15 protein-coding genes are annotated in these 16,285 nt (G+C 72.5%); 9 read left to right on the top strand and 6 right to left on the bottom strand.

What is annotated here, in order from left to right; translation table 11 throughout:
* Positions 1-843 (top strand): cytochrome c oxidase subunit I (locus CHR28_RS29780; protein ID WP_179272601.1); only part of this gene is annotated, 843 nt, incomplete at its 5' end.
* Positions 840-1,190, top strand: coding sequence for a hypothetical protein (locus tag CHR28_RS29775; RefSeq protein WP_094056806.1), 351 nt, complete (start codon positions 840-842; stop codon positions 1,188-1,190). The genes CHR28_RS29780 and CHR28_RS29775, both read left to right, overlap by 4 nt.
* On the opposite strand, the gene CHR28_RS29770 is transcribed toward CHR28_RS29775, so the two are convergent.
* On the bottom strand, positions 1,187-2,074 hold the full coding sequence (locus CHR28_RS29770; protein ID WP_094056805.1) for an NAD(P)-dependent oxidoreductase: 888 nt from the start codon (positions 2,072-2,074) through the stop codon (positions 1,187-1,189). The genes CHR28_RS29775 and CHR28_RS29770 overlap by 4 nt on opposite strands.
* Before the next feature lie 136 nt (positions 2,075-2,210).
* On the opposite strand from CHR28_RS29770, the gene CHR28_RS29765 reads away from it, so the two are divergent.
* Positions 2,211-3,218, top strand: coding sequence for a GlxA family transcriptional regulator (locus CHR28_RS29765; RefSeq protein ID WP_094056804.1), 1,008 nt, complete (start codon positions 2,211-2,213; stop codon positions 3,216-3,218).
* Positions 3,219-3,306: 88 nt separating this feature from the next.
* Here the strand turns inward: CHR28_RS29765 and CHR28_RS29760 are convergent, their stop codons facing one another.
* Entirely contained in the window at positions 3,307-3,966 is a 660-nt protein-coding gene (locus tag CHR28_RS29760; RefSeq protein ID WP_094056803.1) for a TetR/AcrR family transcriptional regulator, read from the bottom strand.
* A 160-nt stretch (positions 3,967-4,126) separates the two neighbouring features.
* On the opposite strand from CHR28_RS29760, the gene CHR28_RS29755 reads away from it, so the two are divergent.
* On the top strand, positions 4,127-5,380 hold the full coding sequence (locus CHR28_RS29755; protein ID WP_094056802.1) for a YncE family protein: 1,254 nt from the start codon (positions 4,127-4,129) through the stop codon (positions 5,378-5,380).
* Here the strand turns inward: CHR28_RS29755 and CHR28_RS29750 are convergent.
* Both CHR28_RS29750 and CHR28_RS29745 read right to left on the bottom strand, forming a co-directional pair.
* Complete coding sequence (locus tag CHR28_RS29750; RefSeq protein WP_094056813.1) at positions 5,361-7,232, bottom strand: cellulase family glycosylhydrolase; 1,872 nt, start codon at positions 7,230-7,232, stop codon at positions 5,361-5,363. The two genes, CHR28_RS29755 and CHR28_RS29750, sit on opposite strands and share 20 nt — an antisense overlap.
* A gap of 82 nt (positions 7,233-7,314) precedes the next feature.
* Complete coding sequence (locus CHR28_RS29745; protein WP_094056801.1) at positions 7,315-9,294, bottom strand: elongation factor G; 1,980 nt, start codon at positions 9,292-9,294, stop codon at positions 7,315-7,317.
* A gap of 190 nt (positions 9,295-9,484) precedes the next feature.
* On the opposite strand from CHR28_RS29745, the gene CHR28_RS29740 reads away from it, so the two are divergent.
* The 5 genes from CHR28_RS29740 (at position 9,485) to CHR28_RS29720 (ending at position 14,836) form a co-directional block, all read left to right on the top strand.
* A complete protein-coding gene (locus CHR28_RS29740; protein WP_179272600.1) occupies positions 9,485-10,591 on the top strand; it encodes an XdhC family protein in 1,107 nt (368 codons plus the stop codon).
* Between the two features lie 136 nt (positions 10,592-10,727).
* Positions 10,728-11,060 carry a putative quinol monooxygenase gene (locus CHR28_RS29735; protein WP_094056799.1) on the top strand — a complete coding sequence of 111 codons (333 nt, stop codon included), beginning with the start codon at positions 10,728-10,730 and terminating at the stop codon, positions 11,058-11,060.
* 149 nt (positions 11,061-11,209) lie between these two features.
* Complete coding sequence (locus CHR28_RS29730) at positions 11,210-12,217, top strand: NADP-dependent oxidoreductase (RefSeq protein WP_179272599.1); 1,008 nt, start codon at positions 11,210-11,212, stop codon at positions 12,215-12,217.
* A 26-nt stretch (positions 12,218-12,243) separates the two neighbouring features.
* Positions 12,244-13,296, top strand: a complete 1,053-nt coding sequence (locus CHR28_RS29725; protein WP_094056798.1) for an alcohol dehydrogenase catalytic domain-containing protein — start codon at positions 12,244-12,246, stop codon at positions 13,294-13,296.
* 295 nt (positions 13,297-13,591) lie between these two features.
* Positions 13,592-14,836, top strand: coding sequence for a right-handed parallel beta-helix repeat-containing protein (locus CHR28_RS29720; RefSeq protein WP_256984484.1), 1,245 nt, complete (start codon positions 13,592-13,594; stop codon positions 14,834-14,836).
* Between the two features lie 30 nt (positions 14,837-14,866).
* On the opposite strand, the gene CHR28_RS29715 is transcribed toward CHR28_RS29720, so the two are convergent.
* Together CHR28_RS29715 and CHR28_RS29710 are read right to left on the bottom strand one after the other, a co-directional pair.
* Complete coding sequence (locus tag CHR28_RS29715) at positions 14,867-15,562, bottom strand: TetR/AcrR family transcriptional regulator (RefSeq protein ID WP_094056796.1); 696 nt, start codon at positions 15,560-15,562, stop codon at positions 14,867-14,869.
* Positions 15,563-15,691: 129 nt separating this feature from the next.
* The gene (locus CHR28_RS29710) at positions 15,692-16,201 is read right to left on the bottom strand and encodes a metallophosphoesterase family protein (RefSeq protein ID WP_094056795.1); all 510 of its coding nucleotides are present in this window, start codon (positions 16,199-16,201) and stop codon (positions 15,692-15,694) included.
* Positions 16,202-16,285 lie beyond the last annotated feature (84 nt).

The following is a 16,285-nucleotide window of genomic DNA, read 5'->3' as shown; positions in this document are numbered from 1 at the left end:
GTCATCCCGGTCTTCTCCCGCAAGCCGATGTTCGGCTACACGGGTCTGATCGGCGCGACCATCGCGATCGCGGGCCTGTCCGTGACGGTGTGGGCACACCACATGTACGTCACCGGCGGTGTGCTGCTGCCGTTCTTCTCCTTCATGACGTTCCTCATCGCCGTCCCGACCGGTGTGAAGTTCTTCAACTGGATCGGCACGATGTGGCGCGGGAGCCTCTCGTTCGAGACGCCCATGCTGTGGGCCACGGGCTTTCTGATCACCTTCGTGTTCGGCGGACTGACGGGCGTGCTGCTCGCTTCGCCGCCCCTCGATTTCCACGTCTCCGACTCGTACTTCGTGGTCGCGCACTTCCACTACGTGATCTTCGGGACGGTGGTGTTCGCGATGTTCGCCGGGTTCCACTTCTGGTGGCCGAAGTTCACCGGGCGGATGCTGGACGAGCGCCTGGGCAAGATCACCTTCTGGACGCTGTTCATCGGCTTCCACGGCACGTTCCTGGTCCAGCACTGGCTGGGGGCCCAGGGCATGCAGCGGCGGATCCCCGACTACCTGGCCGCGGAGGGCCTGACGACGCTCAACACGCTGTCGAGCGTCTTCTCGTTCCTGCTCGGGATGTCGATGCTGCCGTTCTTCTACAACGTGTGGAAGACGGCCCGGTACGGCGAGCGGGTCACGGCCGACGACCCGTGGGGGTACGGCCGTTCCCTGGAGTGGGCCACCTCCTGCCCGCCGCCGCGGCACAACTTCGTCGCGCTGCCCAGGATCCGCAGCGAGTCCCCGGCGTTCGACCTGCACCACGCGGGGGTCGCGGCGGCGGAACGGGAGCTGACGCTCCGATGACCGCGACGGGCGAACCCCCGGTCGACCTGCGGGCGTTCCACAACGAGGTGGCGGGTCATCTGCTCGCCGCCGCCGCGCGTGAGGAGGCCCGCGCCGCCGCAGCCCGGTTCGCCGCCGGGCTGGACTGGCTGCCGGCGGCGGAACGGGCCGAGGTGGAACGGCGGTTCGCGGCGGAGCACCTCGCCCTCGCCCGGGCCTCCTGGGAACTGACGGCGCGCCGCGGGGAGGAACTGCGGGGCGAGTACGAGGCGGTGTACCGCAGGCTGCGGGCGCGGTTGCTGGCCGGCCTGCTGCTGGGGCTCGCGCTGGTCGTGGCCGTCACCGTCGCCGTGCCGGCGGTGGCCTAGCCCTCAGTCCCGGACGCCGGGCGCAGCACCTCGATGACGGCGGCGTAGCTGTCCTGCCCGTGGCCCGCGGCGCTCGCCTTCTCCATCATGGCCTTCAGCAGTTCCGGGAGGGCGTTGTCGACGCCCCGGGCCCCTGCCGCGTGGATGAGATGGTCGATGGCCGCGATCTGCACGTCGACGGTGGCGTCGTCGCCCGGGTAGTGACCCGCGTCCACCTGGGGCGCGTACCGGGTGAGGAAGCCCGACACCGCCGTCAGCCAGCGCAGGGCGACGGGAGTGAACGCGGCGGCCGGTGTGCCCTCGGCGCCGACGAGGGCCGTGCCGTGCAGCCAGCCGGTCATGGTGGACCACATCAGGCCGAGCAGGGCGGCGTCGTAGAGGGAGGCGAGACCGGGGTCGGCGCCGAGGTGGAGGGGGTCGCCGAGGGCCGCGAGGGTCGGGCGGTGGGTCTCGAAGACCTCCTCGGAGCCGCTGTAGAGGAACATCATGGCCGGGTCGCCCACGCCCGGCGGGGTGGTCATGATGGCGCCGTCCAGGTAGCCGGCCCCGAGGGAGCCCGCCCAGGCGACGGCCTCCCGGGCCTGCTCGGGGGAGCCGGAGGTGAGGTTGACGAGGGTTCTGCCCCGGAGCGCGTCGGCGACCGGGTCGACGACCGTGTGCAGCGCCTCGTAGTCCAGGACGCAGGCGATGACCAGCGGGGAGGCGGCGATCGCCTCCCGGGGTGTCGCCGCCGCGCGGGCGCCGCGCTCGACCAGGGGCCCGGCCTTGTCCGGGGTCCGGTTCCAGACCGTGGTCGGATGTCCCCGGTCCAGCAGCGCGGCGGCCAGGGCCGAGCCCATCTGGCCCAGTCCGAGGACGGTGACGGCCTGCTGTGGTGCGGTCATGCTGCGACTCCTCGCGTGTGCAGGGGTGTTCGTACGTGGCGTGTGATCACGTACGTCCACGCTCGCAGGGCGCGAAGGGCCGGGACAGTGACAGTGGTGACGGCCTCCACCAAATTCCTGCCATAGGCTTCGGGGCATGAGTGCCGGTTCCGTCGCCGTCGTGGTCACCGAGGACATCGGGGTCCCCTCCTGGGACCTGTACGAACTGAGCATCCCCTGCACCGTGTTCGGCAAGCCTCAGCCCGATCTGGCCGATCCCTGGTACGAGTTGAAGCTGTGCGGGGTCGGGGGCGGGCAGCCGGACGGTCCCGGACTGAGTCTGCGCACGCCCTACGGTCTCGACGAACTGGCCCGCGCCGACACGGTCGTCGTGCCGTCGGTGCCCGACCCGTGTGTCGAGGAGGGCAGGCCGCTGCCGCCGGAGCTGATCGACGCGCTGCGCCGGGCCCATGCGGCGGGCGCGCGGATGGTGTCCCTGTGCACCGGCGCCTTCGCGCTCGCCGAGGCGGGGCTGCTGGACGGGCGGCGCGCGACGGCCCACTGGATGCACACCGCGCAACTGGCCGAGCGCTACCCGAAGGTGGAGGTGGACGCGTCGGTGCTGTACGTGGACGAGGGCGACGTGCTCACCAGCGCCGGGCTCACCGCCGGCCTCGACCTGTGCCTGCACCTGGTGCGGCGCGACCTCGGCGCGCACGTCGCCAACCAGCTGGCGCGCCGGATGGTGGTGCCCGCCCACCGGCCGGGCGGGCAGGCGCAGTTCATCGAGCTGTCCGTGCCGGCCCGGGACGACGAGGGGCTGGCGCCGGTCCTCGCGTGGGCGCGGGCCCACCTGGACCGGCCGCTGACCGTCGCGGACCTGGCGCGCCGGGCGGCGATGAGCCCGCGGACGTTCTACCGGCGCCTCCAGGCGGCCACCGGCACCACACCGCTGCAGTGGCTCCTGGACCAGCGGCTCGGCCGCGCCCGGTCCCTGCTGGAGTCGACGGACCTGCCCATCGAGAAGGTCGGCGAGCTGAGCGGTCTCGGCACGGCCAACAACCTGCGCCACCACTTCCTCAGGCACCTCGGGGTGTCGCCCGGCGACTACCGGCGGGCCTTCCCCGGGGCGCGGGCGGGCGGGCGCGGGCCCGCCCGGGTCTGACCCGGCGGCCGGGTCCGTCGGGTCTGTCCCAGCCGCCGGGTGCGTCGCCGGGTCTGTCCCAGCCGCCGGGTCCGTCGCGGGGTCCGGCTCAGCCGCGCGGGTCCCATCCCGCGGGCCGCAGGATGCCGAGCAGCTGGCGGACCAGTTCGTCGACGACCTCCTCCAGGGTCGCGTCCACCCAGCCGGCGCTCCAGTCGTGCAGCAGGCCGTTGACGCTGCCGATGAAGCCGGTCGCCGCGAGGCGGTAGTCGCGCGGGGCCGCCTCTCCGCGCGCGACGGCCGCATCGGCCTCGGCGCAGATCAGGTCGACCCAGTTGGCGCGACGCGCCAGGCGCTGCTCCTCCAGGCGCGGACTGACGCCGATGATCTCGACGAACGTGATGCGGATCCGGCGCGGATCGGCGGCGAGGTTCCCGGCGTAGGCGCGGAAGATCGCGGTGGCGCGTTCGGCCAGCGGCAGGCCGGCGGCCCCGGTGGCGGCCTGCAGCACCGCCGCCTCGGCCCAGCCGTTGACTTCGAGGTGCAGCGCGGCGAGCACGTCCTCCAGGGTGCGGAACTCCTCGTAGAACTGACGGGTCGACAGCCCGGCCGCCTCGCTGAGGGCCGCGACGGTGGTCGCGCGGAAGCCGGGGTCGCCGCCGAACAGGTCGAGCGCGGCGTCGAGGAACCGCCGGCGCCGCTCGGCCTGCCGCTGCGCGGCGGTCTTTCCGCCGTAGCGGCCGGTCGGCGCTCTGAGTCTGCCCGGCACCGGCTCTCCCTTCCTCGCGCGCGCGTTCCTCGCTCGCACACCGATTTTGTCGTGCACGCGGTCTTGTGGAGAAGGCCACCCCTTCCTTACTTTTCAGTAAGTTGACTCTGAAAGCACGTGTGTTCAGATTCCTCACCCCACCACCGAGGAGGGATCAGCCATGTCCGTCTTCCGACGACGGCACCTGTGCTCCCTGACCGCCGCCCTCGCCCTGGCCACCGCCCTGCCCGCCACCGCCGCCGCGGCGGAGCCGGGTTCCTCCGCAGCGCTGCGCGAGGTGCTGTTCGTGGGCAACAACTGGGACGGCACCGCCGATGTCATCGAGTCCGCCGACGACTTCACGAGGATCGGCCGGATCGACGTCGTCCCCGACAAGGCCGAACGGATGGCGGAGATCAACGCCGATCCGATCAGATGGATCGCCTTCATGACGATCCGCAACAGCGTCGGCGAGGGACACGACCAGTTCGTGGACGACATGTACTCCACGCCGGACGGGAAGTCGGTGGTCGTGTCCCGGCCCAGCTTCGCCGACGTCGTCTCGATCGACCTCGCCTCCGGGCGGATCAACTGGCGCTTCCAGGTGTCCGGTTTCCGCGCCGACCACATGGCCGTCTCCCCCGACGGCGAGCGGGTCGCGGTGTCGGCCTCGACCGGCAACGCCGTGCACGTCCTGGACATCGACACCGGACGACAGCTCGGCAAGGCCACCACCGGCGACAAGCCGCACGAGAACATCTTCACCAAGGACGGCAAGTACCTCTACAACATGTCGATCGGCGAGGTGAACACGCAGACCGACGCGCCCTGGCTGGACTGGACGAAGGGCGACCGCCGCATCACCGTCATCGACGCGACCACGTACCGGCAGGTCAAGGTCATCGACATGCGGGCGCGCCTGGACGCGATCGGGCTGAAGGACTTCTCGGACGCGGTGCGCCCGGCCGTGTTCTCGCCGGACGAGTCGAAGCTGTACTTCCAGGTGTCGTTCTTCAACGGCTTCTTCGAGTACGACCTGGCCACCGACAGGATCACCCGCACGAAGACCCTGCCGAAGAACCCGGCGACCAGCGACGACCGCACCACCTTCGTCAACGACTCGCGCCACCACGGCCTGTCCATGAGCCCGGACGGCACGAAGCTGTGCGTCGCCGGGACCATGGACGACTACGCCACGGTGGTGGACCGCGCCACCCTCCAAGAGGGCCCGCTCGTCACCGCCTCCAAGCCCTACTGGGCCACGGTCAGCGGTGACGGCAGGTCCTGCGTGGTCTCCGAGAGCGGCACCGACCAGGTCACGGCCATCGACTTCGCCACGGGCCGGAAGGTCGTGTCCGTGCCGGTCGGCGACCACCCGCAGCGCGTCCGGCTCGGCCGGGTGGCCGCCGACTGGACTAGCCCGTCCGCCGGCTGACCTTCCGCGCCGCCCAGGCGGACAGTTCGGAACGGGCCGCTTCGAGCAGGTCCGCCGAGGGAGCCGTCGCCCCGTTGGTCACCAGCGCGTAGTGCAGGACCCCGGAGTCCGGCGCGGTGAGCAGCAGGCGGCGGCTTCCCGTGCCCCCGGGCTCCTCGGCGACCCCGACCGGGTCGGCCGCGCTGTACGCCGGCGGGGCGTGGACGGTGCCCAGGTCGGAGACGACCGTGGTGGAGGCGGCCGGGAAGCTCGCCGGCAGGTGCAGCTCGGTGGGGGCCGGGCCGCCGTTCGAGCGCCACAGCAGCAGCCCGTACTGGCCGGACCCCACCAGCCTGCGCACCTGCGGCAGGGAGGCCGGCACCGGGTTCCAGGTGAGGGCCGTCGCACCGTCCCGGGAGCGGTCCTCGTAGGTGAAGCCGACGGTCGTGCCGGCGGTGGCGCTCGGGTACAGGCGGTCCAGCAGCCGGGCGTCCTGGCGCAGCACCGGCCTGCCCGCGTCGTCGAGGCGTACGGCGGACAGGTCCTCGTCGTTCCAGGCGTCGCCCTCGGTGAGGACCTTGCCGGGGTTGCCGTTCATCGGCTCGCGGTGGCGGCCGTTGTAGATGTCCCACTGCCACTGGGAGCCGGAGAGCACGGGTCCCGAGGCCGCCGGGTCGGACCACCAGTCGGCGCCCTTCACGCGGGAGTCGAGGGCCTGGTACATCGCCTTGAGGACGGTCGGCGCCTTGTCGGAGACGCTGCCGGCCAGCGGATGCCCGAACTCGCTGACCACCGCGGCCGTCCGCGCGGCCGCCGCCCGGTCGCGGACCGTGCGGAAGTCGCCCGCGTACTGGCCGTCGGCCGCCTTGCCCCACATGAAGACGCCGGAGATGGCCTTCTGGTCGTAGAAGTGCGTGTTGAAGACGTAGCGCGGGCCGAGCGTGCCCGCGTCCAGCAGGCCGCCCTCCTGCTTCTGGAAGCCGAGGTTGGCGTTCCAGAAGAGGTTCGGCTCGACGAAGGCGGGCTTGTCGCGCCAGCCGGCCGTGTCCATGCGGGCCCGGAACTTCTCGTAGAACGGCCACAGGACGTCCTTCTCCCAGGCCCGGCTGGTCTGCCCGGAGTCGTACACGCCGGCGTGCGGCTCGTTGTAAGGGTCGAAGCCGGCGACGCCCTTGAACTGGTCGGCGCTCAGGTGCCGGCGCAGGTGCGCCATGGTCTTCTCGGCGGTGGCGAGGAAGGCGTCCTGCACGCCGTGCGCGTTGTGCCAGAAGTCGTACGTGGCGCGCTTCACGGCCTCGTTCTGGGTGATGTTCTGCCCCCAGAACAGGCAGATGCCGCAGGACTCGTCGGGGTAGTTCCCGGCGTCCACCGCCCACTTAGGGGCGCCGTCGCCGGTGTACCAGCTGTCGGCGTCGAACAGGTGGCGGGAGTAGAGGTCCTGGTGGAAGTCGGGGTAGACGCGCAGGCCCGCGTCGAGGAAGGCCTTCATCTGCTCGGTGGCGGCGGTCAGATAGCCCGTGTCGACCCGGCCCCGCTCGGGCTCGGCGTACGCCCAGGAGAGCAGGAAGCGGACGGTGTTGCCGCCGCCGAGGGCGCGCAGCGCGGTGGCCGACTTCCTGGCGTCGGCCGTCGAGGCGAACGGCAAGCCCTTGTTCTCCGCGAGTTTCGTCTCGCCGGAGACGTTGTAGCCGCGCAGCACGATCTCGCGGCCGTGGACGTCGGTGAAGCGGCCGTCCCGCACGGTGACGGCGGGGTCGTCGAACCAGAGGGAGCCGGACGGGGGCGCGGCGGTGGCGGGCGGGACACCCGCCACCGCCGTCGAGCCGAAGAGGACGGCCAGGACGACCAGGAGACGCGCTCGCATGGTTGGCATGTCCACTACAGTCCGGTGATATCCGGACACCGTCAACACCCCTGACTCCGGAGTAAGTCACTGCTCGCCGCATGCGCACGTCTCAGCCGCCCACCCTGCGCGTCACGTTCAGCAGGTACTCCTTCCTGTTCAGCGGGTTGTGGTCGGTGCGCGGACGCTCGGGGACGGTGCCGTGGGTGACCGGGGCGTAGCGGGCGAAGGAGCTCTCCAGCTCGCCCTCCCCCCGGGTGAGTCCCGGCAGCCGCTGTTCCAGGGCGTGCGCCCGGGCCGCCGGCACGGTGCCCTCCAGGACGCAGAGGTCGTCCCGGTTGCGCGTCGTCTCCGGCACCGCCCCCAGCCCGGCGAGGGCCGGCAGCAGGACGCCCAGGGTGTCGGCCGGGGCCTCGACGCGGAAGCGGTGCAGGGGCTCGTGCACGCGCGTCCCGGCCCGCCGCAGCGCCTCCACGAGCACCAGCGGGGTCACGCCGCGGAAGTCGGCGCCCGTGCTCGACATGCTCTTGTCGAACCCCTGGTGGGCGTGGCTCTGCCGGGGCGAGTAGCCGCTGTGCGTCATGGTGACCACGCAGTCGGGGATCCGCCACCCGTGCAGGCCCTGGTCGAGGGTCTCGCGCACGGTGTCCTCGACGGCCTTGAAGAAGGCGTACGGCATGGAGCCGAGCTCCACTTCCAGCCGGAAGGTGACGCCCGAGCCGGGCGGGGCGGGCTCCACGCGCAACCCGACCGTCGCGAGGAACGGGTTCGGGTCCTTCTTGTCGAACTCGACCGCGTGCCCGGTGCCGACGAGGCGTTCGACGCACAGCGGGGTGGTCTCGCGGAAGGTGACGTCGAGGCCGTAGTCGTCGGCGAGGGTGGCCTGGACGACCTCCTTCTGCACCTCGCCGTAGAGGGAGACGGAGGTCTCCTGCCGGCGCGGGTCGTGGCGCAGGCCGATCAGGGGGTCCTGCTCGGCGAGCTGGGTGAGGGCGAGGTGGAGCGCTCCCCGGTGCGTGTCCGGGCCGGGGACGACGACCGTCTCCAGGGTGGGCGGGGCGAAGACGTGCTCGTAGGCCTTGCGGGGTTCGCCGAGGGCGTCGCCGATCCTGATGTCGCCCAGCCCCCACAGCCGGGCGATCCGGCCGGCGGTGACGGCGTCCGCGCGGGTGTCGGTGCCGTGGCCGAAGACGCTGATCGCGGTGACCCGGCCCTCGGCGCCGTCCGCGCCGAAGGGGATCCGGTCGCGGGTGCGCAGGGTGCCGGAGAACATCCGGACGTAGGCGATCTTCTCCCCCGCCGGGCCCCGCTCGACCTTGAACACGGTGCCGGAGACCGGCCCGTCCGCGTCCCCGTCGGCCGCCGGCAGCAGTTCCTCGATGCCGGACAGCAGGTCCGCCACACCGGCGCCGGTGGCGGCGGAGCCGAAGTGGACGGGGTGGACCAGGGCCTGCCGGGTCTGTGCGACGAGGGAGCGGTGCAGGAGCGCGCCGGTGACCCGGTCGTCGACGTACGCGGCCAGCAGGGCGTCGTCGTGCTCGGTCAGCACGTCGAGGGCGCCGGGCGCACCGGGTCCGACGCCCGGGACGAAGCGTGCCGCGCGGGTCCCGGGGCCGGTGACGGTCCCCATCGGGACGATCGCGGGGGTCAGCCGGGCCGCGATCTCGCGCAGCACCTCCGCGTGGCGTGCGCCGCGGCGGTCGATCTTGTTGACGAACAGCAGTGTCGGGATGCGCAGCCGCTGCAGCGTCCGCATCAGCACCCGCGTCTGCGCCTGGACGCCCTCCACGGCGGAGATCACGAGGACGGCGCCGTCCAGCACGCCGAGGACCCGCTCCACCTCGGCGATGAAATCCGGGTGACCGGGGGTGTCGATGAGGTTGACGGTGACGCCGTCGAGCGGGAACGAGACGACGGCGGACTTGATGGTGATGCCACGCTGCCGTTCCAGCGCGAGGGTGTCGGTGCGGGTGTTCCCGTCGTCGACGCTGCCGATTTCGTCGATCACCCCGGCCGAATGGAGCAGCCGCTCGGTCAGGCTGGTCTTACCGGCGTCGACATGGGCGAGAATCCCGAGGTTGAGCACGTGCACGAAGCGTCATGTCCTTCGAGGAGGGAGCCGTTGCTGACTGGGGGGACATGAACGCAGTGCGCATCCGGCTCTCCTCGGGACTCCATGACGTCGCTGACCCGAGCAGTGCAGCAGACCGGCCCTGCGGGCCACAACGGAATTAACCGCCGCCGGGGTACCCGGCGGGTTGCGCGACGGAGAGGAGCGGCTCGTGCGTGACGTCCTCGCGGTGCTCGGCGGCTGGTACGCGTCCGGGCTTCCGTTCGGCCTCGCGACGGTCGTCGAGGTCAGCCGCAGCGCGCCGCGCGACCCGGGCGCGGCGATGGCGGTGGGGCCCGGCGAGGAGGTCGTGGGCAGTGTGTCCGGGGGCTGCGTCGAGGGCGCGGTGTTCGAGCTGGCGCAGGAGGTGGTGGCGAGCGGCGCGGCGCGCCTGGAGACCTTCGGCTACAGCGACGAGGACGCCTTCGCCGTCGGCCTGACCTGCGGCGGCGAGATCACGGTCCTGGTGCGGGCCGTGACGCCGGAGCTCGATCCCGCGTTCGGCGCGGTCGCGGACTCCGTCGCGGCGGGCGAGCCGGTGACCGTGGCCACCGTCACCGACGGACCGGCGCGTCGCGGGGCGGCGCTCGCCGTCTGGCCGGACCGGGTGCTCGGCACGCTGGGCGCGAGCGGCCTGGACGCGGCCGTGACGGCGGACGCGCGCGGGGAGCTCGCCCTCGGCGCGACCGGTCTGCGGCACTACGGCCCCCAGGGGCAGCGCCGGGAGGACGCCGTCACCGTGTTCCTGCAGTCGTTCGCCGCGCCGCCGCGGATGCTGGTCTTCGGGGCGATCGACTACGCGGCGGCCGTGGCCCGCATCGGCGGCTTCCTCGGCTACCGGGTCACCGTCTGCGACGCCCGCCCGGTCTTCGCCACGCCCCGCCGCTTCCCCGAGGGCGTGGAGGTGGTCGCGGAGTGGCCGCACCGCTATCTGCGCGAGACGGACACCGACGACCGTACGGTGATCTGCGTGCTCACCCACGACCCCAAGTTCGACGTGCCGCTGCTGACGGAGGCGCTGCGCCGGCCGGCCGCGTACATCGGGGCGATGGGCAGCCGCCGTACCCACGACGACCGGGCGGCCCGGCTGGCCGAGGCCGGGCTGACCGAGCGGGAGCTGGCGCGGCTGCGCTCACCGGTGGGACTCGACCTGGGGGCGCGTACGCCCGAGGAGGTGGCGGTGTCCGTCGCCGCCGAGATCGTGGCGCTGCGCTGGGGCGGCAGCGGCGCGCCGCTGTCCGCGACGGAGGGAGCAGTGCATCCGCACCGGCCCTCCTGATCACCACCGGCGCTCGCGTGACGCTGCCGGCGCTCCGGTCACACCGCCGGCACACGCCGCACACCCGCACACCCGCACACCCGCACACCCGCACACCCGCACACCCGCACACCCGCACACCAGTGAAGGGCATCTCATGATCTTCATCACCGCCAAGTTCCGGGTCCGTCCCGAGCACGCCGACCGCTGGCCCGAGATCACCGCCGACTTCACCCGGGCGACGCGCGCCGAGCCGGGCTGCCTGTGGTTCGACTGGTCGCGCAGTGTGGACGAGCCGTCGGAGTACGTCCTGGTCGAGGCCTTCCGCGACGACGCGGCCGGCGCCGCGCACGTGCAGTCGGCGCACTTCGAGGCGGCGCGGCGGACACTGCCGCCGCATCTGGCCGAGACGCCGCGCATCGTGAACGCGAACGTGCCGCAGGACGACTGGTCGCTCCTCGGGGAGATGGCGGTGCCGGAGCAGGAGTAGCTCCCGGTACGGGACCTGCCACCGGCACGAGCGCCGGGCCGAGGCGGACCGGCTCTTGCCTCGCACGGCGGGTCCCCGTACGCTCACGGCCGTACCGACTGGACGGTATGCAGTCGGGGGAGTCGCTGCAGTCGAGGGAGCCGCCGCACATGAGCACGATCAACCGTCAGATACGCCTGGCCGCTCGTCCCGTGGGAGAGCCGCGTCCCACCGACTGGCAGCATGTCGAGGAGCCGGCCGGGCAGCCGGGTGACGGGGAGTTCCTGGTACAGGTGCTCTGTCTGTCGATCGACCCGGCCATGCGCGGCTGGATGAACGCGGGCAGGTCCTACATCCGCCCGGTGGAGATCGGCGACGTGATGCGGGCCGGCGCGGTGGGGAGGGTGATCGCCTCCCGGCACCCCGGGTTCGCGGTCGGCGACCATGTGTCGGGCTCGTTCGGGGTGCAGGAGTACTGCGTCTCGGACGGGCGTGACGTGACCAAGGTCGACCCGGCGGCGGCCCCCTTGCCGACGTATCTCGGCACGCTCGGCATGTCGGGCCTGACGGCCTACTTCGGTCTGATCGAGGTCGGGCGTCCCGAGCCGGGGCAGACCGTCGTGGTCTCCGGAGCGGCCGGGGCCGTCGGCAGCGTCGTCGGGCAGATCGCCAGGATCCTCGGCTGCCGGGTCGTCGGCATCGCCGGCGGCGAGGCCAAGTGCCGCATGGTGGTGGACGAGTTCGGGTTCGACGCCGCGATCGACTACCAGAACGAGGATGTCCGCAAGGCGCTGCGCGAGCACGCCCCCGACGGGGTCGACGTGTACTTCGACAACGTCGGCGGCGACGTGCTGGACGCGGTGCTGACCCGGCTGGCGCGCGGCGCCCGTGTGGTCGTCTGCGGCGCGATCTCCCAGTACAACAGCACCAAGCCGCAAGGTCCCGCCAACTACCTGTCCCTGCTGGTGAACCGCGCCTCCATGACGGGCATCGTGGTGTTCGACTACGCCGACCGGTACGCGGAGGGCATCGCGCGGATGGCCGCGTGGCGGGCCGAGGGCCTGCTGAAGTCGCGGGAGGACGTGGTGTCCGGCTCGGTCGCGGACTTCCCCGACACGCTGATGCGCCTGTTCCGCGGTGAGAACCACGGCAAGCTCGTGCTGAAGATCGCGGACTGACGGATCCGAGGGGAGGGAGAGATCCGATGAAGGCACTGACCTACCACGGCCGTCACGACATCCGCTACGGGGAGGTTCCCGACCCGGTCGTCACCGCGTCCACCGACGCGGTGGTGCGGGTGACCGCGGCCGGCATCTGCGGCAGCGACCTGCACATCTACGACGGCCACGGGTTCAGCCCGGAGCTGGGCTACACCCCGGGACACGAGTGCGTCGGCGTGGTCGTCGACACCGGCGACGGGGTGACCCGGATCAAGCCCGGCGACCGGGTGCTGGTGCCGGCCTCCGTCGGCTGTGCGCGGTGCCGGCAGTGTGCGGCCGGATTCACCGCCCGCTGCGAGCACGCCGAGTCGGGCACCGACCTCTGCTACGGAGTGAGCCCGAAGCTCCCGGGCAGCCAGGCCCAGCTCCTGGGCGTGCCCTACGCCGACGTCAATCTGGTGCCCTTGCCCGAGGACATCTCCGACGACGCCGCCGTCGTCCTGACGGACAACGCTCCCACCGCCTGGTACGGCTGCCGCCGCGCCCGCATCCAGCCCGGCGAGACGGTCCTGGTCGTCGGCCTCGGCCCGGTCGGCCTGATGGCCGCCCAGTCCGCCTTCGCGATGGGCGCGGCCCGGGTGCTGGGCGTGGACCTGGTCGCGGAGCGCCGCGCCTTCGCCGCCGGCCTGGGCGTCGAGCCGGTCGAGGGGGACGACGCGCGGGCGGCCATCCGGGACATGACCGCCGGCCGTGGCCCGGACGCCGTGGTGGAGGCGGTGGGTTCGGACGCAACCATCCAGCTCGCCCTCAAGGCCGTCCGGCAGGCGGGCCGGGTCAGCGTCATCGGCGTCAGCCAGAACAAGGCCTTCCCGTTCCACATGTACCTGGCGCAGGTCAAGGAACTGGAGTTCGCCATCGGGCTGTGCTCCGTGCACTACGAACTGCCTCCCCTGATCGCCCTCACCCGCGCCGGCCGCATCAGGCCCGAGGCCGTGATCTCCCACCGCTTCGCCCTCTCCGAAGGCCCGGCCGCGTACGACCTGTTCGCGAGCCGCGCCGACGGCGTCCGCAAGATCCTCCTCGACCCGGCCGGCTGACCGGGCCGGGCCACTGACCCGCTCGGCGACCCGCCCACCTCCCGGCTCAAGGGCCCCGGAGACCGCCGCGAGGTGGTGGCCGGGGCCCTCCCATTCGGCCAATTCCGGGTGCGCCCGTGGACACGTACCGGTCCGAATGGAACGCTCCCTTCAAACCGCGGGCGGTACCGGGAAGGCGCGCCCACGGACGCGCCGACACCGTTCCCCCTACGAGCCGCGCATCGCTCACCAGCACGTCATCCCCCGCGCAGTCGAGTCCTGGTACGCCCGGATGCCTCGCCGAGAGGGGTTCCACATGAAGTGCACAGGCACCGCCGTCACGGCCGCCCTCGCCGCCGTGCTGCTCGCCACCGCCGCACCGCCCTTCGCCCATGCCGCCGCGCCCGCGGACTCGGGTCCTGCGGAGTTCACCGTGGACACCACGTCCGACGCGGCCGACGCCGACGCCGCGGACGGCCGGTGCCGCACCGTTTCGGGCGGCTGCAGCCTGCGTGCCGCGGTGATGGCCGCCAACGCCCGGCCGGGCAGCACGATCACCCTGCCCCCCGGCCACTACCGGCTGACGATCCCGCCCGACCCGCGACTGATCATGGGCGACCACCCCGACCCCACCACGGGCGACCTGAACGTCGCCGCCCCCACCACGATCAGGGGAGCGGGCGCACGGACCACCGTCATCGACGCCAACCGCCTGGACCGGGCCTTCCGCATGCAGGCGGACTCCCGGCTGTCCGATCTGACGATCACCGGCGGAGTGGCCAGGCAGCGCGAACTGCCCTTCACCGACACCGGTGGTGGCGCGATCGCCAACGGACACCACATGACGCTGCGCCGGGTCACCGTGACCGGGAACTCCGCCGGCTACGGCGGCGGCATCTTCAACGTCCCCGACTCCCACCTCGACCTGATCGAGAGCACCGTCAGCGGCAACACCGCGGGAGAGGCCGGCGGCATCAGGTTCGACGACACGGGCACCGTGACCAACTCGACGATCGCGGACAACCGGGTGACGAACCCCGGCGACCGCCCCGGGAGCCTCGCCGGTTACGGCGGGGGCATCGACATCCGCGGCACCGGGCTCGTGGAGATCCTCAACTCGACCATCACCGGCAACCGTTCCAGCGACGGCGGAGGCGGGATCAACATCGCCCCCGCCTATCTCGACAGTCTGCCCGCCCCGATCCCCGACCTCGTCGACCTGCCCCTGGGACGCATGACGCTGCGCAACACCGTCATCGCGGACAACACCGTCGGCGGGGCGCCCGCCGACTGCAAGAGGGCCTTCGCCACCATCGCGTCCGAGGGCCACAACCTCGACGGCGACGGCAGCTGCCGCCTCACCGCCGCGGGTGATCTGCCCAGCCGCAGCCCTCTGACCGGGCCGCTGGCCGACAACGGCGGCCCCACCGACACCGTCGCCCTGCTGCCCGGCAGCCCCGGACTGGACGCGGCCGACGACTGCCCGGCCACCGACCAGCGCGGCGTCACGCGCCCTCAGGGCACCGGCTGTGACATCGGCGCCTACGAGGCCGTGTCATGACACCGCGTCACACGCGCGCGGGGCGTGACCTCAGGGTGCCGTCCCGGGCGTGACCCCGAGGGCGGGGGCGCCCTCGCCGGGGGCGTCCTCGCCGGGACCGCCCTCGACGGGGGTGCCCCGCACGGGCACGCCGTGATGGGCGGCCAGCGCCGGCAGGGTCACGCGCAGCGGTTCGGTCTCCAGGACCACGTCCGGCTCGAACCAACGCGCCACCGCAGTGCCGCTCGTCATCCTCAGCGTGAAGCGGGCCAGCTCGTCGGCCACCTCGGGGCGGTCCCGCAGCGCGAAGACGGAGCTGACGGAGTTTCGGGCCCAGGCCACCAGCGCGTCACGGTAGCGGTGCACCTCGGCCATGGCCGCCGCGCCGGCGTCCTTCTGCACCACGCCCAGCCCCAACAGCAGTTGCACACCTCGCGGGTGCTGCCGGAAGGCGCCCGCGAGGTTCGAAAGGAAGGCGTCCAGGCGCTGCGTGACGTCGGCGCCCGGCACCTCGGCCGGGGGCAGGGCGGCCAGCAGCACGGTTGTGGCGCGCTCCAGCACCGCGACGTAGATGCCTTCCTTGCTGCGGAAGTGCCAGTAGATCGAACTCACCGGCAGACCACAGGCGGTGGAGATCATCGAGATGGACGTGGCGGCGTAGCCGTGGCGTGACATCAGCTCGCCGGCGGTGTCCAGGATCGCGTCGCGGGACCGCGCGCCGCGGTCCTGGGCCGGTGCCTGCCTCATGGGGCCGACTCTAGAGGAGGAGCCGCGCACCGTCGCCTGCCGGACTGCGGTCCCTGGCCGGGATCGTCGTCGGAGAGGCGGCGAGGCAGAGGCGTCCGGCCGGGGCGTCAGGCCGGGGCGTCCGGCCGTTCAGCGTGGGGTGCGGGGCGGCAGGCGGTGCAGTTCCACGTCCGTCAGGAGCCCGTCGGCGACCGTGGCGGTCATGTACGTGCAGTGCGGCTGACGGCGACGGTCGGTCGGGGAACCCGGGTTGAGCAGACGCAGGCCGGTCGGGGCCGTGCTGTCCCAGGGGATGTGGCTGTGGCCGAAAACCAGCACGTCCAGGTCGGGGAAGCGGGCGGCGCACCGCTGTTCCCTGCCCTGTTTGGCGCCCGTCTCGTGGACCACGCCGAACCGCACCCCTCCCAGTTCCGCGTACGCCACCTCCGGCAGCCGCGCGCGCAGCTCCGGCCCGTCGTTGTTGCCGTACACCCCGACGAGCCGGCGGCAGCGGGCCTCCAGCAGATCGAGGGTGTCCGTGTCGACCCAGTCCCCGGCGTGGAAGACGACGTCGGCGTGCGGGAGTTCGGCGAGCAGGGGGGCGGGCAGGCTCTTGGCACGCTTGGGCAGGTGGGTGTCGGACATCAGGAGCAGGCGCACGTCCTCACTCTAGAGGGTGCCGTGCAATATCTACTTATGCGGATGAATCGGCATCCAGGTTGAAGGACTGGTGAAGATCCCTCC

This window comes from Streptomyces sp. XY006 (genome assembly GCF_002237655.1).
Classification (GTDB): domain Bacteria; phylum Actinomycetota; class Actinomycetes; order Streptomycetales; family Streptomycetaceae; genus Streptomyces; species Streptomyces levis.
This window is presented reverse-complemented; position numbering and strand designations above follow the sequence as displayed.